This is a genomic window from Sphingomonas sp. SKA58, assembly GCF_000153545.1.
In the GTDB taxonomy this organism is placed as follows: domain Bacteria; phylum Pseudomonadota; class Alphaproteobacteria; order Sphingomonadales; family Sphingomonadaceae; genus Sphingobium; species Sphingobium soli.
The window spans coordinates 391,248-411,709 of record NZ_CH959306.1 but is presented as its reverse complement, the minus strand read 5'-3'; the positions used below and the strand labels follow the sequence as shown (position 1 = coordinate 411,709).

At 62.2% G+C, this 20,462-nt stretch carries 15 protein-coding genes and 1 pseudogene; 8 read left to right on the top strand and 8 right to left on the bottom strand.

Annotation, left to right across the window (positions count from 1 at the left end; translation table 11 throughout):
- The first annotated feature begins 514 nt into the window (after positions 1-514).
- The 3 genes from SKA58_RS02380 (at position 515) to SKA58_RS20455 (ending at position 4,657) form a co-directional block, all read left to right on the top strand.
- Positions 515-3,331, top strand: coding sequence for a TonB-dependent receptor (locus tag SKA58_RS02380; protein WP_009820740.1), 2,817 nt, complete (start codon positions 515-517; stop codon positions 3,329-3,331).
- 274 nt (positions 3,332-3,605) lie between these two features.
- A complete protein-coding gene (locus SKA58_RS02375) occupies positions 3,606-4,460 on the top strand; it encodes an alpha/beta fold hydrolase (RefSeq protein ID WP_009820739.1) in 855 nt (284 codons plus the stop codon).
- Between the two features lie 68 nt (positions 4,461-4,528).
- Positions 4,529-4,657, top strand: coding sequence for a hypothetical protein (locus SKA58_RS20455; protein ID WP_009820738.1), 129 nt, complete (start codon positions 4,529-4,531; stop codon positions 4,655-4,657).
- Between the two features lie 72 nt (positions 4,658-4,729).
- On the opposite strand, the pseudogene SKA58_RS19310 reads toward SKA58_RS20455, so the two are convergent.
- The 8 genes and pseudogenes from SKA58_RS19310 to SKA58_RS02335 form a co-directional block, all read right to left on the bottom strand.
- Positions 4,730-5,503, bottom strand: a pseudogene (locus SKA58_RS19310) (IS5 family transposase).
- Positions 5,504-5,526: 23 nt separating this feature from the next.
- Positions 5,527-5,709 carry a hypothetical protein gene (locus tag SKA58_RS20195; RefSeq protein WP_232209395.1) on the bottom strand — a complete coding sequence of 61 codons (183 nt, stop codon included), beginning with the start codon at positions 5,707-5,709 and terminating at the stop codon, positions 5,527-5,529.
- A 150-nt stretch (positions 5,710-5,859) separates the two neighbouring features.
- Complete coding sequence (locus tag SKA58_RS02360) at positions 5,860-7,929, bottom strand: 3-hydroxyacyl-CoA dehydrogenase NAD-binding domain-containing protein (protein WP_009820735.1); 2,070 nt, start codon at positions 7,927-7,929, stop codon at positions 5,860-5,862.
- 1 nt (position 7,930) lies between these two features.
- Positions 7,931-9,472, bottom strand: a complete 1,542-nt coding sequence (locus tag SKA58_RS02355) for a class I adenylate-forming enzyme family protein (protein ID WP_009820734.1) — start codon at positions 9,470-9,472, stop codon at positions 7,931-7,933.
- Positions 9,450-10,244 (bottom strand): SDR family NAD(P)-dependent oxidoreductase, encoded by a 795-nt coding sequence (locus SKA58_RS02350; protein ID WP_009820733.1) that lies wholly within the window; start codon positions 10,242-10,244, stop codon positions 9,450-9,452. Before SKA58_RS02350 ends, SKA58_RS02355 begins: the two co-directional genes overlap by 23 nt.
- Positions 10,237-10,575, bottom strand: a complete 339-nt coding sequence (locus SKA58_RS02345; RefSeq protein WP_009820732.1) for an EthD family reductase — start codon at positions 10,573-10,575, stop codon at positions 10,237-10,239. The genes SKA58_RS02350 and SKA58_RS02345 overlap by 8 nt, the downstream gene beginning before the upstream one ends.
- Positions 10,576-10,578: 3 nt before the next feature.
- Positions 10,579-11,376 carry an enoyl-CoA hydratase/isomerase family protein gene (locus tag SKA58_RS02340; RefSeq protein ID WP_009820731.1) on the bottom strand — a complete coding sequence of 266 codons (798 nt, stop codon included), beginning with the start codon at positions 11,374-11,376 and terminating at the stop codon, positions 10,579-10,581.
- Between the two features lie 39 nt (positions 11,377-11,415).
- Positions 11,416-12,123, bottom strand: coding sequence for a carboxymuconolactone decarboxylase family protein (locus SKA58_RS02335; RefSeq protein ID WP_009820730.1), 708 nt, complete (start codon positions 12,121-12,123; stop codon positions 11,416-11,418).
- Between the two features lie 182 nt (positions 12,124-12,305).
- On the opposite strand from SKA58_RS02335, the gene SKA58_RS02330 reads away from it, so the two are divergent.
- The 5 genes from SKA58_RS02330 (at position 12,306) to SKA58_RS02310 (ending at position 20,462) form a co-directional block, all read left to right on the top strand.
- Positions 12,306-13,544, top strand: coding sequence for an acyl-CoA dehydrogenase family protein (locus SKA58_RS02330; RefSeq protein WP_228221560.1), 1,239 nt, complete (start codon positions 12,306-12,308; stop codon positions 13,542-13,544).
- Positions 13,541-14,623 carry a phosphotransferase family protein gene (locus tag SKA58_RS02325; protein ID WP_009820728.1) on the top strand — a complete coding sequence of 361 codons (1,083 nt, stop codon included), beginning with the start codon at positions 13,541-13,543 and terminating at the stop codon, positions 14,621-14,623. The genes SKA58_RS02330 and SKA58_RS02325 overlap by 4 nt, the downstream gene beginning before the upstream one ends.
- 66 nt (positions 14,624-14,689) lie before the next feature.
- Positions 14,690-17,578 (top strand): TonB-dependent receptor plug domain-containing protein, encoded by a 2,889-nt coding sequence (locus SKA58_RS02320; protein ID WP_009820727.1) that lies wholly within the window; start codon positions 14,690-14,692, stop codon positions 17,576-17,578.
- A gap of 102 nt (positions 17,579-17,680) precedes the next feature.
- The gene (locus SKA58_RS02315) at positions 17,681-18,979 is read left to right on the top strand and encodes a spinster family MFS transporter (protein WP_037542029.1); all 1,299 of its coding nucleotides are present in this window, start codon (positions 17,681-17,683) and stop codon (positions 18,977-18,979) included.
- A 148-nt stretch (positions 18,980-19,127) separates the two neighbouring features.
- Positions 19,128-20,462: a DUF1254 domain-containing protein gene (locus SKA58_RS02310; RefSeq protein WP_009820725.1), complete on the top strand. Its 1,335-nt coding sequence runs from the start codon at positions 19,128-19,130 to the stop codon at positions 20,460-20,462.

Here is a 20,462-nt window from a genome sequence, read left to right as displayed (position 1 = left end):
TGAGGGCACCATGGCCGCAGCGGTGTCAACGCGATAAAGGACGGTACGATCGGCTCAGCTGATCCATGACATCCCGGCGGTCAAGCATCAGACGGCATGTGCCCCTGATCAGGTAGAAGCCGACACTTGCCGTTCGCTGCAGCCCTTACAAACTTTCGCGCCCCCCGGATCGGATTTTCCGCTGCCTGGAAGTCCCGTGCGCAGGTCATTGCCGGCTCGCTCCACTACAAGATGACACTTGCAATCCGCGCCCCCAGCGGCAGTCCGAATAGCGGCAGCCCGTCCGGCAGACGCGAAGGCGCGCATGACGAATAGCGCTATCATATCTCAAATTTTTGTTGACAGAATTGCTGATTTGCGGCTTTGGTTACCGCTGATAGCGTTACCAGTAAAAACTTTGCCGCTCAAGCGGACAGAGATTGCAGGAGAGGGATTTGTCATGTTGTTACGCCAGAACCATCTACGTTCCGCGCTCTTCGCGGCCTCGGCAGTGGGAGCCCTGTCCGCCTCCACCATGGCCCTTGGCCAGGTAACGCCGCAACCGCCCGCCGCACAGGAAGACGACGTCGCCGATATCGTCGTGACCGGCATCCGCGGCTCTCTCCAAAGCGCAACCAACGCCAAGAAGAACGCGGTGGCATTTGGCGACTCGATCTTTGCCGAGGATATCGGCAAGCTGCCCGCGACCAATCTTGCCGAAACGCTCAACCGCATGCCGGGCGTCCGCCTCAACCGCGACATCAATGGCGAAGGCACGCAGGTCGCGATCCGAGGGCTAGGGCCGAGCTTTACCCGGGTGCTGCTGAACGGATCGCAGTTGCAGGTCGCGTCGGATGGCGGCACCAATGGCGGCAGCGCCAATCGCGAGGTCGACCTGGACTTCTTCCCGTCGGAACTGTTCACCCGGCTCGATCTGGCCAAGACCCCCTCGCCCTCCACGCTGGAAGGCGGCATCGCCGGCACGGTCAACCTGCGCAACGCGCGGCCGTTCGACAAGCCCGGCACGCATGTCACGGTCGTCGCGCAGGGCCAATATACCGACAGCAACGACAAGATCAGCCCGCGCGGCGCGATCGTCGCGAGCCACACCACCGATACGTTCGGCATCCTGCTGGGCGTAGCAGGCGTAAAGACGAAAACGCGGGTCGATGGCTATGAAACGCTGGGCTATAGCGACGGCAATCTGGGAGCGGGCGATCCGGGCGGCAATAATTTCAGCTACGCCTCGATCGTGCCGAACAATGCTGGTCATGGCCTGGTCGCTGGCCAGCCGGTCGATGTCGTCGCCACTTCGGGCCTGACGCGCGACCAACTCAGCACTGCGCTCATTCCGCGTCTTGGCCGCCAGGCGTTGACGCAAGGCGATCGCTCGCGCATCTCGGCGCTGGCATCTTTGGAATGGCGGCCGAGCGACGAATTGCATTTCGCACTGGACGGCATTTGGGCGAAGTCCAAACGCAACTATGACCGCCTGATCATGAATTGGCAGGTACGCAATTCGGGCCCCGGGACTAGCGCTCAGTCAACAGGCGGCATGATTCCGATCGACCTGACGGTCGATGACAATGGCGTCGTCACCAGCGGCACCTTTGCCAATAGCTCCTTCTTTCTGGAGGCGAGCCAGTTCAGGCAGACCACCAAATTCTGGAACATCAACCCTAGCCTGAGCTGGCAGCCCAGCGACCTGCTGAAGGTCGACCTGAGCGCCAACTATTCAAAGAGCCGTTTCTTCCGCGAGCAGCCGAGCTGGGTGTTCCAGACCGCGCCTCAATCCGGCGTCGACGTATATTATGACAATAGCGGCCAGGGGGATTATCCGTCGATCACCACCAATGTGGACCTCAACGATCCCAATAACGGCCTGTGGGAATGGTATCGCCAGAATGTCGCGCTTGTCCGCCGCAAGACGGAAACCAAGGGCGCGCATCTGGATGTCACCTATGGTGACGACGTCTTCAACGTGAAGGTGGGTGCCGCCTTTGACCGGGCGCAGCGCTCCATCCGCGCCTATGACAACAGCCCTGCCTATCAGCTGTCGGTGTGCGGCACCGGCTGCACTGGCGACACCGGATCGATCCCGACCAGCGCGATCCCGCAATATCTGATGCCCGGTTCCGTCAAGAATTTCGGGCATCTTGCCAGCGGCAATATCGGCTTTACCCGCTACATCATGCCGGATTTTGGTGCGATCCGCGACGTAACCGACTATGAAAGCTATCGCGATAGCGCGCCGGAAACACGTGGTGCGGTGACCGGCGGCGCGACCGGCGACATGGACGAAGAAGTCTGGGGCGCCTATTTCGAGCTGAACGGCGTCACCACCATTGCGGGCCGCGACCTGCGCATCAATACCGGCATGCGCTATGCCCGCACCCGCCAAGAAGTGGTCGGACCAAGCCAGATCGGTTCGGAAATCGTCGATATCACGTCGCGGTCGACCTACGAAAACTTCCTGCCGTCGATCAATCTGACATATGATATCGCGGACAATATCAAGCTGCGTGCATCAGCATCGCGGACGATGACCCGGCCCGATGCCAGCCAAATTCTGCCGGGTATCACCTTTTCCGATCCGTCCGCCCTCGTCGCCAGTGCGGGCAATCCGGACCTGAAACCCTATACGTCCGACAATTATGATCTGGGCGGGGAAATCTATACGGGCGGCATCGGTTATGTCGGGCTGTCCCTGTTCATGAAGAACATCCAGGGTTTCACCGTCACCACGTCGCAGGAGGTCAGCTTCGGCTCGCTCAACATCCCGTTCGACAGCCTGATCCCGACACAGCAAAATGCGCTTAATGATCGCTCGTTGCAGACGGGCATTCCCGTAGGGCAGCTGCCCATCACCGTGAACCGGCCGATCAACCTGTCGGACCTGAAGATCAAGGGGCTGGAAATCACCTGGGTCCAGCCGCTCGACTTCCTGATGAAGGGACTCGGCTTCTCGGCCAACGGCACCTATCTGGACCAATCCTCCTCCTCCGGACTGGTGGCGACAGGCGTGTCGAAATATTCCTATAATCTTCAGGGCTTCTATGAAGACGATCGGCTGTCGGTCAGCTTGAACTATGTGTGGAATGACGACGCGATCGCAGTCAATCGTCCGCAAAACGGCATCCAGAATGCCTCGCTGCGGTCGAAGGCTCGGGGCCAGCTCGACCTGTCGGCCGGCTATCAGCTGCCTTTCCTCAACGATGGCGTGCGCCTGACGCTCGATGCGCTCAACATGACCAACGAGCCGATCCGTACCCTGTTCGAATATGATAATGCGCCTTACTCGGTCTATTATCCCGGTCGCACAATTCTGGCTGGCATTCGCGCCAACTTCTGACGGCTGGCTTGGCAGAGAGAACGATGTGCTTCTGAGGCGGAAGCGGTGCAAGCCGCTTCCGCCTTTACTTATTCAACCAGTGGGCGGCCAGACCCGCGGCAGATGCGGTCACGTGACAATTCCGGATATCGTTCAGCCCGCAAAAATGGCATAATCGGCCGCACGCATCATGTGCCTGGCCGATGCGTTCAACACTGTGCAACGAACGAGGGCCACCCTCTTCCCAGACCGGAACCGAACATTCATCGTCATCCCGCTTCATCAGGAGCCTGCTATGCCCAGCCCCGCCTCATCGAGCTTCGTGACCACCACCGACGGCGTCGACATCTTCTACAAGGACTGGGGAAGCAAGGATGCCCAGCCGATCATGTTCCATCATGGCTGGCCGCTCTCGTCCGACGATTGGGACGCGCAGATGCTCTTCTTCCTGGACAAGGGCTATCGCGTCGTCGCCCATGACCGGCGCGGCCATGGCCGATCGCAGCAGGTCGATTTCGGCCATGACATGGACCATTACGCGGCAGACGCCGCAGCGGTTGCCGAGCATTTGGACCTTAGAAACGCCGTTCATATCGGCCATTCGACTGGGGGTGGCGAAGTCGCCGCCTATGTCGCGCGTTTCGGCATTGCTCAGGGCCGCGTCGACCGGGCTGTGCTGGTCAGCGCCGTGCCCCCGATCATGGTCAAGACCGATCGCTATCCCGGGGGCCTGCCGATCGACGTGTTCGACGGCTTTCGCGAAAGCCTGGCGAAGAACCGTGCGCAATTCTTTCGTGACGTCGCGAGCGGTCCCTTTTACGGCTATAATCGCGAGGATGCGGACGTGAAGCAAGGCGTTGTCGATAATTGGTGGCGTCAAGGCATGATGGGCAGCGCACTCGCCCATTATCACGGCATCAAGGCTTTTTCGGAAACCGACCAGACCGACGATCTGAAAGCGATCAGCGTCCCGACGCTGGTGCTGCACGGCGATGACGATCAGGTTGTGCCTTACAAGAATGCGGGCGTGCTCCAGGCCGAATTGCTGCCCAATGCAACACTGAAAATCTATGAGGATTTCCCGCACGGCATGCTGACGACCAACGCCGAAGAACTGAATGCCGACATCCTTGCCTTCCTGCAAAGCTGAGGAGCAGGAAGGGCCGTTGCCGGTGGCGAGCGGAGATTGAAGGAAAAACCGGCAGGGGCGACATCATCATGGGCCTTGGCCTGGCACCGATGGAAGAGGCACAGTTCGAAGCGCGATCGGCACGAATGACCCCTGCTTGGCCGGACATCGACATCATCGGACCGACATTCCCCACCATCCTCAACAAGCCGTTATGATCGGATCGCAGAAGGACGGCCTGCGCCGCGCCAGAGCGCGCCGATTGCGCGGCTAGGGTCAGGACTCACTGATCAGAGCCAGAAGATGACGGTGGCCGCGAGTGCTATCGCCGATAAGAAGGCGATTGGGCGGCGGTCGTAGCGGGTGGCGACACGGCGCAGTCCTTCAGACGGGCGAACATAATCTCGATCCGGTTGCGGCGCCTGTAGCGGCGTTTGTCGTATTTGATGGGCTCGTTGCGCGATTTCCGGCCCGAAATGCAGGGCTTGATGCCCTTTTCCTCCAGCGCGTCCCTGAACCAGTCGGCATCATAGCCTCGGTCGGCGAGCAACCACTGTGCTTTGGGTAATTCGTCAAGAAGGGCCGCTGCGCCGATAGTCGCTGATCTGACCGGCGGTCATGAAGAAGTTCAAGGGGCGTCCGTTGGCATCGGTAACGGCATGAGCCCTTCGACAAGCTCAGGAGAGCCTTGGTGTTCATGCCGCCCTTGGTGCGGCCGATCAGGCGCCCGAGATCCCCCTTTTTACCGCCAGGGTTGATGCCCTGCGGTGCGCCTTCAAATAGGTCGCGTCGATCATCACCGTCTTGCGCTCAGCACTGGCCGAGAGCCCTTCCATCATGCGCGTGAAGACGCCCATCTGACCCCAGCGCTTCCAACGATTGTAGAGCGTCTTGTGTGGTCCGTAATCCTTCGGCGCATCCCGCCAGCGCAGCCCATTCCGGTTGACGAAGATCATCCCGCTCAGCCCGCGCCGATCGTCAACCCTCGGCTTGCCATGGCTCTTGGGAAGATATGGTTCGAGCCGCGCCATTTGCTCGTCTGTCAGCCAGCACAAGTCGCTCATATCGTCTCCTCGCGGAGCCTGAATCAGATTGCGCCTCTCACATCAATGGATTCTGACCCTATGCGCCACCGCTTTACCCACCGCCCGATTTTGAAAAGTGGATGACGAGACGACAGTATCTCGACCGCCGCAGTGCCCCGGATCGGATCACCGATACCTATTGCGCCGCGATAGCTGCGTCCGGCCGGGTTCAGCCTGTTGCGGATCGTCGGAGAACAGGAGATGATTCGGGTGCGGACCAGGATTTCGCCCTCCTGTAGCGCGGGCGGTTAGACTACGTCCTCCCCGGAAGGCGAAATCGTTGGTGCGCGCGGCGCCTTCGGGCCTGTGCGCAAGCACACAGGCGCGATTGAGGGTCACGACTTGTCGCCGAACCGGCGCCCCGCCTCCGCCAATCGCACGAGCAGCGGCGCCGGGCGGAATGTTTCGCCATGCACCACCTCCAGCGCGCGCATGTCTGCGACGATCCGGTCCAGTCCAACCTGATCGGCCCAGAAAAGCGGCCCGCCGCGATAGACAGGCCAGTTATAGCCAAGCACGGCGGCGATATCGATGTCCGATGCGCGTAGGGCAATGCCTTCTTCGAGGATTTTCGCGCCCTCGTTGACGACCGGATAGAGCAGCCGGCCGAGCAAAGCCTCGTCGCCTGAAGTGCGGTTGCTTGCGATGCCTCGGGCGGCGGCCACCTCCTTTATCAGCTTGCCTGTCACGTCCGAAAAACGCGAACGCCGCTTATCATCATAATCATAATAACCCGCGCCACGCTTCTGGCCCAGTCGGCCGACAGCGACCAAATCGCCCATCACGGTTCGTTCCGTCGCGTTCCGGCCGATGACGTCCAAGCCAACCAGATCCATCATCTGGAAATGGCCCATGGCAAAACCATAGTCGACAAGTACGCGGTCTATCTCCGCGATCGGCGTGTCTTCAAGCATCATCGCTTCCGCCTGCGCGCCACGCGGCGCCATCAGCCGATTGGCAATGAAGCCGTCGCACACGCCGCTCAGCACGGCCACCTTGCCGATCCGTTTAGCAAGCCGCATCGCTGTTGCGACGACCGCCTTAGACGTTTCGGCCCCTCGCACGACCTCCAGCAGGCGCATGACATTGGCGGGTGAGAAGAAATGGAGGCCCACGACCCATTCGGGCCGACTGGTCGCTGCCGCAATGCAATTGAGGTCGAGGAAGGAGGTGTTGGACGCCAGGATCGTGCCCTGCCTGGCGATCCGGTCAAGACTGGCGAATATGCCCGTCTTGACGTCCATACTCTCATAGACGGCTTCGATAATGAGATCGGCGTCGGTAAGCGAGGAAAGGTCGAGGCTGGGCGCAATCAGGTCCATGCGCTGTTCCACCTGCGCTGCCGTCATCCGCCCCTTGACCGCCGTCGCCTCATAGTTGCGGCGGATGGTGGCGATGCCGCGATCCAAGGCTTCCTGGCTTGTCTCCAACAGCGTGACGGGAATGCCGGCGTTCAGGAAATTCATCGTGATGCCGCCGCCCATCGTGCCCGCGCCGATGACACCCACCGACCGGATGTCGATCGCGACCGTGTCGGGGCCGATGTCGGGAACACGGGCCGCCTCGCGCTCGGCAAAGAAGACATGGCGCTGGGCGGCGGATTCGGGGCTGGCGATCAGCCGCTCGAACAAATCGGTTTCCTTCGCTAGCCCCTGCTCGAAGGGGAGAGTCACGGCTGCCTTGACGGCTTCGATGATGGCGGCGGGTGCGACGAACCCCTTGAACCGACGCGCATTTGCGGCGGCAAAGGCGGTGAATAGCTCCGGACGATCCCGATCGGCGCTGAGCGCGTCGGCCCGGTCGCGGACTCGTGGCTTGTCACTGCCATGAGCCACAATGCGGTGGGCGAAGGCCAGCGCATTGTGGCGCAAGGCGGCATCTTCGACCACGGTATCGACCAGTCCGAGCGAAAGAGCCTCCGCCGCCTTGATCTGCCGGCCAGATGTGATGATCTCGAGCGCTGTCTCCGCACCGACGATCCGGGGCACGCGCTGGGTACCGCCCGCTCCAGGCAGCAGGCCCAGATGCACTTCCGGCAGTCCGACCCTCGCGCTTTGTGCAGCCACCCGATAGTGGCAGGCTAGCGCCAGTTCGAAACCGCCGCCCAAAGCGGTGCCGTGAATGGCAGCGACGACCGGCTTGGGCGCATCGTCGAGCATGGCGCACAGATCTGGCAAGGACGGCGGCTGCCAGGGTTGGCCGAATTCGGTGATGTCCGCCCCAGCGATGAAGGTTCGTCCCGCGCAGAGCAAGATAATGGCGCGAACAGCCTTGTCGCTAAAGGCCTGTTCGAGTTCGGCCTGCAATCCCTGACGCAGGGACGCAGAGAGCGCGTTCACCGGGGGATTGTCGAGCGTGATAAGAGCCACGCCATCGACGAAGGCGCTGGTTGCTGTCTGCTTCATGTCATGCGTCCTGTCTGGCGGCCGACGCCGCGCGTCTGCGGGCGACCTCCTCCACGGCGATGGCGGCCATCGCCTTCTTGTCGAGCTTACCGGTGGCGGTGACGGCCATTGCCTCCACCAGCACCAGATGTTCGGGCCATTTCTTGCGGGACAAGCCCTGCTGCGAAAGATGGTGAAGCAGCGCGGACAGGTCGATGCTCCCATCGTCCGTCCGCAGCCGGCAGACGGCGCAGGCCTGCTCGCCCAGTTTGCGCTCGGGCACGGCCACCACCGCCACCTCCGCGACGGCGGGGTGGCGCAGAAGGGCAGCCTCCACCTCGGCGGGGTCGATGTTAAAGCCGCCGCGAATGATCTGGTCCTTGATGCGGCCGACGACGCGGACAAAGCCCTCTTCATCCCGGACGATCTCGTCGCCGGTCAGATAGAAGCCGTCGGGCGTCATCCGCTCCTGTCCTGCCCCCATGCCCTGCGCATAGCCCAGAAAGAGCGAGGGGCCGCGCACGCCTGCCTGTCCCCGACTGCCACGCGGCAGTGGGCGCAACTCTGCGTCGAACGCCTCCTCCTGCGTGCCGGGGAAGGGGATGCCATCGAAAATCTGACGGCGTTCTAACGGATGCACGGGACTGGTGGACGCATGGCCCATGCATTCGGACATACCGAACATGCGCAGCGCCCTGAGGCCGAGCAGCCGGTCAGCATCCTCGATAAGCTCCGGCGTCATCGCGCTGCCTCCCACCGCCATGGCGCGAAGCGGCAAGCGGCCTGTCCATTCGCCAAGCCGGGCAGCCTCGACCATCGTGAAGAGATGCGTCGGCACCGCGATCGCCCAGCCGCAACCATAGCGTTCGGCCCGACGCAGCGCCTCGACCGGCACCCAGGGATCGACCAGCACCAGCGGATGCCCCAGAGACAGCGCGAAATGTGCGGTGAAGGTAAAACCAGGCGCGCTGTCGAGCGGGACGATGCCCAGGATAGCGTCGTCCGGTTGCAGGCCCGCGATCACCGCGCAGGCACGGGTCGCGTAATTCAGCGCTTCGGGGGCATGCATCACAGCCTTGGGCACACCGGTGCTGCCAGAGGTGAAGCCGATGAGCGCGGCGTTGCGGTCGCGCGGATCGGTTGACCGTTTGCCGGATACGGCAGCGACAACAGGCAAGGCGCTGCTGGTGCCGCTCAGCTTGGCAGCATGGCCGAGCAAGGACTCGAGCGCGGCAAGATCGCCCGTGCCGAGCTTTGGCGATACGGGGCAGAAGATCGCCTGCAGCGACGATATGGCAAGCGCCGTGGCGATCGTTGCGGGGCTTTTATGTGCGGTGACCAGGACGCGGTCGCCCGGTCCGACCCCGGCCGCCTTCAGCAAGGCCGCGATCTCGACCGCCTGCCCTCGCAGCTCTGCCCGGCTCCACAGACGGTCGCCGCAATCCGCCAGGGCAAGCGCGTCCGGTTCGGCGTCGGCAAGGCGGGCGAATTGCGGCCACAGCCGCTCAGCGTTCCATTCGAACGCCGGATGGCTTTGCTCTTCAGGCAAGGGATTGCCCTCCATCGACCAAGAAGGTCTGCCCCGTTATGAAGCTACCCGCGTCCGACGCCAGCAGGGCCAGCGTGCCTGCCACTTCGTCCGGGCGGCCGAAGCGGCGCATCAATATGCCCGCCCGCGTCTTTTCCTGAATGGCGGGATCAAGCGTTTCGGTCATTCCCGTCTCGATCGAGCCGGGTGCGATGGCGTTGACGCGAATATTGTGTCCGGCCCATTGGGCGGCGAGGTCGCTGGTCAGGTGAACGATCGCCGCCTTGCTGGTGGTGTAGGGAACGACCTGGCCCGCGTCAGGCTGATAGGACAGGAATGCGCCCACCGACGCGATGTTGACGATCGCGCCGCCGCCCGCCGCGATCATATGGCGCGCCGCATGGCGGCAAGCGAGGAAGGTGCCGGTCACATTGACGTCCATCACCTTCTGCCAGCCCTTGAGCGGGATATCCTGCGGCAGGCCCCACCAAGACGCGCCGGCATTGTTGATGAGGATATCGAGGCCGCCCAGCCGGTCGATCGTTCCCGCGACCGCCGCCTCCACCGATGCTTCGTCGGCGATGTTGCAGGAAAGGCCGACAGCCGGAACGCCGAACCGCTCGGCAATGCCGGCGGCCAGATCGGCACAGTCGGCCTCCGTGCGCGAAGCAAGCGCGACAGCGCAGCCCAGATCCGCCAGCGTCGCGGCCATTGCTTCGGCCAACGCGCCGCGTCCACCGGTTATGAGCGCCCGCTTGCCGTCGAGGCGAAATTGCGCGGAGGTGAACCCGGGGTTCCAGTCAGCCATGATCGTCTTCGCCAAGCAGATTTACCTCATCGGTGATGAGGATGATGCGCTGACCGCCCATGCCCTTCGTCTGGGCTGTCGCCGCCTTCCATTCCGGAGAAGCAAAGGCGGCGTCGAGCGCGCCGTGATCGGCGAAAGTCAGCACGGCGTGACCGTCCCAGGCCGGCGCTTCCGGATTGTCATAATCCTTCGTCACCGCGCCGTGGCGATAGGCCAGAAGCCCGGGCAGTATCTTGGCAGCGTCGGCATGGGGGCCGCGCCACCAGGCAGTGAACTGCTCGTGCGTCCAGTCCTGCGGCCGGCTGGCCAGGACGACCATGCTCACCGCCATGGCTTACTTGCCCGTCCAGACCGGCTGGCGCTTTTCGAGAAACGCCGCGACACCTTCCTTCGCATCGGCGGAGTGATGCACCACGTTGCAGGTCATCGTTTCCAGCGTGATGAGTGAGTTGGTATCGGCGTCCATACCGCGGTTGACCGCCATCTTGGTCATCCACATGCAGAAGGGGCTCTTGTCGATCAGCGGTGCGCAGAAATCCTCGATCAGCTGATCCAGCTGGTCGCTGGGCGCCGAGGCGTTGCACAGGCCCCATTCGACGCATTCCTTGCCGGACAGGAGCTTGCCGGTCAGCATCAGTTCCTTCGACTTGCGCATGCCGATATAGCGCGGCAGGCGATAGATCGGGCCGGCGCCGCCGAACAGGGCGCGGCGGATGTGAAAGTCGCCGATCTTGGCATCGTCGGCGGCAATGCCGAAGTCGCAAGAGATAAAAAGCTCGAATCCGCCGGCGACAGCGTAACCCTCGACGCAAGCAATGGTCGGCTTTTTCATGTTGTAGATCTTGTCATAGGTGCGCGCCGAGTCGATCGCCAGTTGAAGCGAGGTGCTGGTTTCGTGCAGCACGGGTCCTACGAGCTGCCCAAGATCCGCACCGGCGCAGAAGGTGTGGCCGCGCCCACGGAACACGACCGCCAGCACCGAATCGTCATCCGCCGCCTTGTCCACCGCCGCCTCAAGATCGCGCAGCAGCTGAGGACTCACACAGTTCTTCACATGGGGGCGGTTAAGCCAGATGGTGCAGATGCCGTTGTCAGCCACTTCATATTGGATGACATCCTTTTCCGGTTCCATAAATCTCTCTCCTTGGCAAAGATGTGAAAACTAAGTGGTTCAGCGGGCAATGCCGCCTTCTTCGGGTGGCGCCAGCATCCCGCCGACCGCCATCCAGGCTGCAATCCCCGCAGCGGGGATCGCGCACAGCACGGCCTCCGCAATTTCCTCGTCCGTAGCACCGGCATTGCGCGCGCCGCGCACATGGGTCGCTGCCATCGGGCTGTATCCTGCCGCCAGTATGGCGAGCAGAAGCAACTCGCCATATTTGGGCGACAGCGGATTGGCGTCGATGCTGCCGCGCCGCATCAGATAATAGGCATCCGCCGCTGCCGGCACGAGGCGCATCAACTGGGCGAGCGGCGCAGGTATGCTGCCCGCCCAATAGGCCCGGAAATTAGCCTCTGCCTCGCCCGCAGCTGCGTTTGGCAGCGCCTGTGGCGGCGGTGCGGCAGGATCGTCAAAGCTTTCATCGATGATCAACGCGAAATCGATGGCGGCGGCCTCGCCGCGCAGGCTTGCCAATACAATCAGGCCTGCCGTTGCCTCCTTGGGCGTCAGGCCAAGAACGACGCCACGCCGAAATTCTCGCCGCGCAAGGGCGAGATGCCGGCGATCGATTGCTGCCGCTGCAGCGAATAGCGCCTTAAACTTGGCCGGAAGCGCGCCGTCTGAATCGATCACGGAACGAAATTTCTCATACCCCGCAAGCGTGTAGGGCGCATGGCCCTGCAACAGGGCGACTTCCATGAGCGGGTTATTGGTCATTGCATGCTCTCCTGCCACTGAGATGCTCGACCGACTGGTCGGACGTCAACTGAAAATTTTTTCCCTGACCAGTTTGACAGCCGACCGGTCGGTTGAATAATAATCACTCGACCGATCGGTCGGGTGAGTCCTAGAACATAACTGGGCCGGCTCGAATCCGGTGGCATAAATGGAGCGGATGCGTGGATTTTGAACAGTCGGCCAAGTCCAGGGATTGGATGGAGCGTGTGCGGGCGTTCATGGAGGAGCACATCGCTCCGGCGGTCCCCCTTTATCACTCGCAGTCCGCCGCGATTGATCGCTGGACCGAAATTCCCCCCATCTTTGACGAACTCAAGGACAAGGCGCAGGCGGCCGGGCTGTGGAACATCTTTATGCCGCCATCTGAGCATGACGACGAATTTTTCACCAGCGTTGGCCTCACCAACGTCGAATATGCGCCGATCGCCGAGCTAATGGGCCGGATTTCCTTCGCCAGCGAGGTGTTCAACTGCATGGCGCCCGACACCGGCAATTTCGAGGTGCTCCACCGCTATGGCACGGCTGAGCAGAAGCAGCGCTTCATGGTGCCGCTGCGTGACGGGATGACCCGGTCTGCCTTCCTGATGACTGAGCCGGCCGTCGCGTCCTCCGACGCGCGCAACATCCAGACCGAGATTCGCCGCGACGGGAGCGACTATGTCATCAACGGCCGGAAATGGTGGTCGTCGGGTGCCGGCCATCCGCGCTGCGATTTCTTCATCGTCATGGGCAAGACCGATCCGGACGCCGCGCCCTATCGGCAGCAGTCGATGATTCTGGTGCCGCGCGACGCGCCGGGCGTGACGCTTGTGCGGCACCTTCCCGTCTTTGGCTACGATCATGCCCCCCATGGCCATTTCGAGGTGGCACTGGACAACGTGCGGGTGCCAGCCGAAAACATGCTGCTCGGTGAGGGCCGCGGTTTCGAAATCGCACAGGGGCGGCTGGGTCCGGGACGCATCCATCACACAATGCGCAACATCGCGACGATGGAAGTCGCGCTGGAAAAGATGTGCCGCCGCCTGCTCTCGCGGCGGGCATTTGGCAAGGCCATCGCCGAACATTCGGTTTGGGAAGAACGGATCGCCCGCGCCCGCTGCGAGATCGAAATGGCGCGCCTGCTGTGCCTGAAGGCCGCGCACAGGATGGACATTGTCGGCAACAAGGCCGCGCGCGCCGAAATCGCGATGATCAAGATCGCCGCGCCCAAGATGGCGCAACAGATCGTCGATGACGCCATCCAGGCGCATGGCGGAGGTGGGGTGAGCGACGACTTTGGCCTGGCCGAGCTTTGGGCGAACACCCGCATCGTGCGGCTGACCGATGGCCCGGACGAGGTGCATGAACGCCAGCTTGCCCGTATGGAGCTCGCAAAATATGCCGAAAGGGCCGCATCGTGAGCACCGCGCAGCCTGCCGCCACGATCGGCTCGATAATCGATGTCGCCATTAACAGCGCGTTCGATGAGACGCGCCTTGCCGCTTATCTGACAGGTCGGATCGTCGATTTTTCCGGACCCATGCGCGTCCAGCAGTTCGAGGGCGGCCAATCCAACCCGACTTTCCTTCTGTCGACGCCGGACCATCGCTACGTCCTGCGACGCAAGCCTGCGGGCGTTTTGCTGAAATCCGCCCATGCGGTGGATCGCGAATATCGCATCACCATGGCCCTGCACGAAGCAGGGCTGCCTGTTGCTGAGCCGCTACTGCTCTGCGAGGATGAGGATGTCATCGGCAGCATCTTCTACGTGATGCGCTACGTCCCGGGACGCAGCTTCTGGGACCCGCGCATGCCAGGCCTCGACCGTGCGGAGCGGGCCGCGATCTATGATTCCGCCAATGAAACTCTCGCCCGCCTGCATCTGGTCGACTTTGCGTCGCTCGGGCTCGGCGACTATGGCAAGCCGGGCAATTATTTCGCGCGGCAAATCTCACGCTGGTCGCGGCAATATGATGCCTCGCGCACCCGGAATATTCCGGAAATGGACCGGCTGATAGACTGGCTGCCCAGCGCGATTCCAGTCACAGAAGAACGCACCACGATCATCCATGGTGACTATTCCTTCCACAACTTGCTGGTCCATCCGACCGAACCGCGCGTCTCCGCTGTCATAGACTGGGAACTGTCGACTTTGGGCGATCCGCTCGGCGACCTCACCTATCATATGATGGAATGGTTCCGGCCAGAGGGCGTTGATGTGCGCGGTACCCTGCGCGGGGCTGATCTAGCCACGCTCGGCATTCCAACTGCGGAGGACTATTCCCGGCGCTACTGCGAGCGGACCGGCCTTCGCGGCGATCCAACGCACCCCTTCTACCGCGCCTTCAACCTGTTCCGGGTGGCCGCGATTTTGCAAGGCATCGCCGGCCGGGCGCGCGACGGCGTGCAGACCGCAAGCAATGCCGGCGACATCGTCACACGGATCGAACCACTGGCCAAGGCCGCCTGGCAGGCAGCGCAGGAGGCCGGCGCAGTCTGATCTTCTGACAGGATGAAACGGGAATTCAGGGCGAAAGACAAAATGGCCCTAATCGGAGGGAGAGAGATGATGACAAGGTTCAAGTTTGGCCGACTAGCGCTCCTTTCTGGATGCGCCTTCGCCGGTATAATCGCACCGGCCCATGCGCAAACGGCGACGACAGCGTCGCCCGAACCCCAGCCGATGGAGGATGCTGGCGCGCCTACCACACGCGACATCGTCGTCACCGGAACGCGCGTCGTGCGCGACGGCTACAGCCAGCCGACACCAGTCACTGTTGCGCCCACAACGGAGTTGGAGAAGGCGACCCCGACCAACCTTGCCGATGCGATCAACAAGTTGCCGCAATTTGCCAACTCTGTCAGCCCGCAATCCAACAGCCAGTTGCAGGGCAATAGTGGCGAGCATGGCAACCTGCTCAACCTGCGCGGCGTCGGCCCGACGCGAGCGCTGATCCTCCTCGACGGCATCCGCGTTCCGCCTACGACTTTCCGCGGCGCAGTGGACGTCAATACGATTCCTCAACTACTGATCCAGCGGGTGGATGTTGTGACCGGCGGCGCATCGGCCGTCTACGGCTCTGACGCCGTGAGCGGGGCGGTCAACTTCGTCCTCGACAAGAAGTTCACAGGCGTAAAGGGCGTCGCGCAGCGCGGCGTATCGACACGAGGCGATCTCGGCAATTATCGCATTGGCATTGCAGGGGGCCTGAGCTTTGCAGGCGATCGCGGTCATGTTCTTGCCTCGATCGAGCGTTTCCACAGCGATGGCATCAAGCGTAGCGCGCGCATCTATGGTGACGATGCCTATGCCGCCGTAGGTTCGGTCCCAGGATCGACCGCCGCACCTGGTCGCGAGGCAAACCCGTTCATCTTCCTGCCGAACCTGCGTTTCACGACCAACGACTATAATAACGGCATCATCCTGACGAGCACCGTACCCGCGCTCGCCAACAACATCTTCCTGCCGGGCGGCGCGGTCCGCCCGATACAGCGCGGCACCCCCACCGGGACGCCCGGCACCAATGTGGGCGGCGACGGGCTCTATATTCCCGGCTTCAACCAGCTTATCGCGCCGCTGACAACCACCCAGGGCTTTGGCCGACTGGCCTATGATCTGACTGACGGGCTGACGGCGCATGTCCAGGGCAGCTATTCGCGCAGCGTCACCAGTTACGATACGCAGGCGCAGTCCGTGCTCGGCTTCCGTTTCTTCAGTGGCAATGCCTTCCTGGACCCGGGTGTTCAGGCGCAAATGGGACCCAACGATAGCTTCACCGTCTTCCGCTTCATCGGCGAGCAGGGCCCCATCCCGACGCGGGAGGCGACCAATGCCTATCTCATCAATGGCGGGCTTGAGTGGAACCTCGGCGGATGGAACATCACCGCCGACTATACTCATGGCAATTCCGTCACCAAATTTGCCCAGACGCAGGTCGAGATTCCCAAGATGGCAGCAGCGCTGGATGCGGTTCGCGGACCCGACGGCTCGATCATCTGCCGCGTTACGCTGACCAACCCGGGCCTCTATCCGGGCTGCACGCCGCTCAATGTCTTCGGCGCGGGAACACCCTCAGCCGCCGATCTGCAGACCGTCCTTGGCGTATCCCGCTACCGCGCCATGAACACAACCGACGACTTCGTCGTGTCGGCGCGCGGAGATCTATTCGAGCTTCCGGCTGGTCCGGTGACGGTCGCCATTGGCGGGCAATATCGTAAGCAGAAGCTGGACCTGAGGTCTAATTCCGATCCCGCGGTGCCCACAGACTTTACCGGCCTGCGCGGCATTCCGGCCAATCGTATGACCCGTTTCAACAACACCAATGTCGGCTCGGCCTACGGCAAGCTGAACGTGAAGGAGGCGTTCGCGGAAGCGCAGGTTCCGGTGTTCAAGGGCCAGCCCTTCGCCGAGGAACTGAGCCTCAATGGCGCTTTTCGCCTTACCGACTACAGCACCAGCGGAAGCGTCAAGACTTGGAAGGTCGGCGCGGTCTACAAGCCGATCCAGGACATCATGTTCCGTGTCACGCGCTCGCGCGATATTCGCGCGCCCTCGCTGTTTGAGCTGTTTGCCGGCGTCCAGACCCAGCCGGTGAACTTCAACGATCCTCACACGGGCCAGCCCGGTTCGATCCGCCAATTCAGCGGCGGCAACCCCGACCTCGATCCCGAAACGGGCGACACGTTCGCCGCTGGCGTGGTCCTTAGCCCCAGTTTCCTCCCCGGCCTTGATGTTTCGGTCGATTATTACGACCTCAAGATCAAAGGCGCCATCGCCACGCAAGGGCTGAATGATGTGATCAACGAGTGCGAAACCTCGAACGGCACATCGCCGACGTGCGCCCTCATCGAAAGACCGCTGCCGTTTAGTGATCGCTCGGCCGCCAACTATCCAATTTCGGTGAGCCTCATCACGCAGAATATCAGCTTCCTGCGGACCAGCGGCCTCGACATCACCATGTCGTACCGGACGAAGCTCGGCGATGGCGAGCTCGCATTGCGCGCCTTTGCCAACTATCTTGATCGTTACAAGTCGCAGACAAACTCGATCGCCCCGGTCATCGATTATGCGGGCCATGGCGTCAACAGCCAGACGGGCTATGCCTATCCCAAGTTCAGGGGCACGCTCAGCGCTAATTACACCAATGGCGGCCTGACCCTGTTCGTGCAGGAATCAATGATCGGTAAGGTGACCATCGGCAACCTCAAGAACGATCCGACGTCTTTTTACGATGTCCCGGCGATCAAGCCGGTCTTCTATACCGACGCCACGGCTTCCTATAAGTTCGACGTGCGCGGTGAGCCGGAGCTGTTCGTGACAGCCACTAACCTGTTCGACCGCAAGCCGCCGCTGGTTGCCGCGGCTGCAGCGCCGGGACTTCTCTATCCAACCCTGTTCACGCTCTATAACGTCGCTGGGCGCACGCTCACGGCCGGGGTTCGTTTCAAGTTCTGATGAGTTGCCAAACGGACTGCCGGCGAGGGAAGTTCGATAGTTCGGGGAGGCCCGCCCGAGGCGGGTCTTCCTTCAATGAAGAGCTTTTCAAGAGGTAAGCGCATGAACAGCCCTCCCATTGGCTTAACTGCCCAGCCGACCACCTCTGCGGCCGGTTTGCGCCGTACGATGCTGGTCATGCTGGGGCTGGTCTCGATGTTCAACTATATCGACCGTACCGTTCTCTCGGTGCTTCAGGAACCGATAAAACAGGAACTGAAGTTGAGCGACGGCCAACTCGGACTACTCACCGGCCTTGCCTTTGCGTTGTTCTACGCGACGCTTTCCCTTCCGATCGCGCGCCTGGCGGATCGCTTCAACCGCCGCAATATCATCGCCGCCTCGATCGCCACCTGGAGCGGCATGACGGCGCTTTCGGGCCTGGCGACCGGTTTCGGCTCCCTCGTCGCCTTCCGCATCGGGGTCGCACTGGGCGAGGCGGGTTCCGTGCCGGCCTCGCATTCCATAATAGCCGACTATTATCCGCCTGAAAAACGGGTCACGGCGCTCGCGCTATGGGGATTGGCTCTCCCGGCCGGGATCATGCTCGGCTATGCGTCCGGCGGATGGATCGCCGCGGCGCTGGGATGGCGTCTCGCTTTTGGAGTGATAGGCGTTGCGGGGCTGGCCCTGGCGCCGCTCGTCCTGCTGCTCGTGCGGGAGCCTAAGCGGACGGGATCAGGCCTTTCGATGCAAGCGGAAACAGCGCCACCCCTGGGCGAAGCCATACGATTCCTATGGCGGTTGCGCACCTATCGCTACATGTTGATCGGCACGACCCTTCATGCTTTCGCCCAATATGCGATGATGAGTTGGTCCGCGCCCTTCTACATGCGCGTTCACGACATGCCGCTGGCCGATGTCGCTTCTTGGCTGGCGCTGATGAACGGGCTCGGCGGCGGCATCGGCATCTATCTGGGCGGGCGCCTGTCCGACGCGGCAGGATCGCGCGACCCGGCGGGCCGCGTGTGGGTAAGCGCCGTCGCGATGCTGCTGATGGTGCCGGCTGCTCTGCTCCAATTCCTGATCCCATCGCTGACGGCATCGCTGGTGTTCGGCTTCGTCGCGACCATGCTCATGTTCTTCTACTATGGGCCAATCATCGGCGTTCCGCAGTCCGTCGTTCCGCCACGCATCCGGGCCCTTACGTCGGCGGTGACCCTGCTCGTCTTCAATCTGTTCGGGCTTGGCCTGGGACCAGCGGTGACGGGGTTCCTCAGCGATCATCTGGCGGCGGCGGACGGGATGCACGACATATCGCTACGTTACGCGCTTTCGGTCGTGGTGCTGTTCTCGCTCGCGGGCGCTGGGAGCATCGCTTGGGCATCCCGGTTCTACGCAAGCGATCTGACAGAGCATTAAATCTCTCATGCCGCTCTTTTTTCCTCATAGGCTGTTATTGGCGTTTCTGCTGAGCGTTTTAGCCTCGCAACCGCTTCAGTCAGAGCCGCTCCGAAACGCGACGAGCACCCAGCAGATATTTTCCGGCGCGAGCACCGATCCTTACACCTTGGCCGTTCGCGCGACCGTTTGGGGCTACCCGTTGGTTCGGGCGGCGCAGCTGCGGCAGAAGGCAACCCAGCCAGAGCATCCCTTCGCTCCCCGCCCGACGACGCTTGCCACGGCCCCCATCAACCGGATCGGCCAGGCGCGAGACCTTGCCGGACCTGATACGCGAATTGGCGTCGCACCGAACAACGACACGCTCTACAGCCTTGCCTTTGTCGACACGCAGGCAGGGCCGTTTCAACTCGACACGCCGGACTTCGGGACACGCTACTATATCTTTCAGTTCGGCGAAGCCGACAGTGAGACACGACAATCCTATGGTCAGAGCAGCCATGGTGGGCGGCTTCCACCGATCTTCATCGCCGGGCCTGACTATCGCGGGGAAATCCCGAAGGGGACAAAAGTCGTGCGCAGCGCGCAGCGCTACCTGATGGTGGCGGGACGCGTCCTCGTCGACGGATCGCAGGATCTACCGAACGTACACCGTATTCAGGACGCGATAAGGCTGCGCAAGTGGCTTGGCGAAGGACGCCTGGTCGAAGCTCCGATAACATCGCAGCGCCCCTTGGCGGGCGATATTAACGGCGCGCCCAATGGCCTAAAGCTTCTCGCCAACTTGGGCACTGTTCTTGAAGACTGGCGCGTGTCGAAAGAGGATGCTGACTTCATCGCTTCTCTGCGCCGCATAGGCCTCACCACTGAAAACGGCTTCCGCTATGCGCATCTGCCGGCAGTCGAGCGCGCTGTCATCGAACGTGGCGTTGCCGACGGCCTCGCCATTATCCGCGAGAAGACCCGCCATTTGGGCACGCTTTCAGGCGGCTGGACGACCAGCTATGCTGGTTCCCGCTTCGGCGGAGACTTCCTGTTGCGCGCGGCCGTGGCGATGGACCAGATCTATGTTCTGGACAAGGACGAAGCGCTTTATCCGGTCGCGCATCTCGATGCGCAGGGGCAACAGCTGGACGGCCGGAACACTTATACCCTCTGCTTTCGCAAGCAGGATCTGCCCCCGGTGGACGGCTTCTGGTCCATCACACTATATTATGAGAAAGGCTTTCTGGCCGCCAATCCGATCGGACGCTACTCAATCGGCGACCGGACGCCGGGCATCGTCTATGGACCGGATGGATTCCTTCGCCTTCTCATCCAGAATGACGATCCCGGCGAAGAGGGCCGGGCAAACTGGCTGCCCGCTCCCCGCGAACCATTCATGCTAATGATGCGCCTTTACCGCCCCGAGGCAAGGGCTGCGGAGGCGGGATGGCATCCTCCAGCGGTCAGGCCGGTTAACCCAAAAGTCCCGCCCGATTCAGCGGGTTGCAGGAGCCCATAG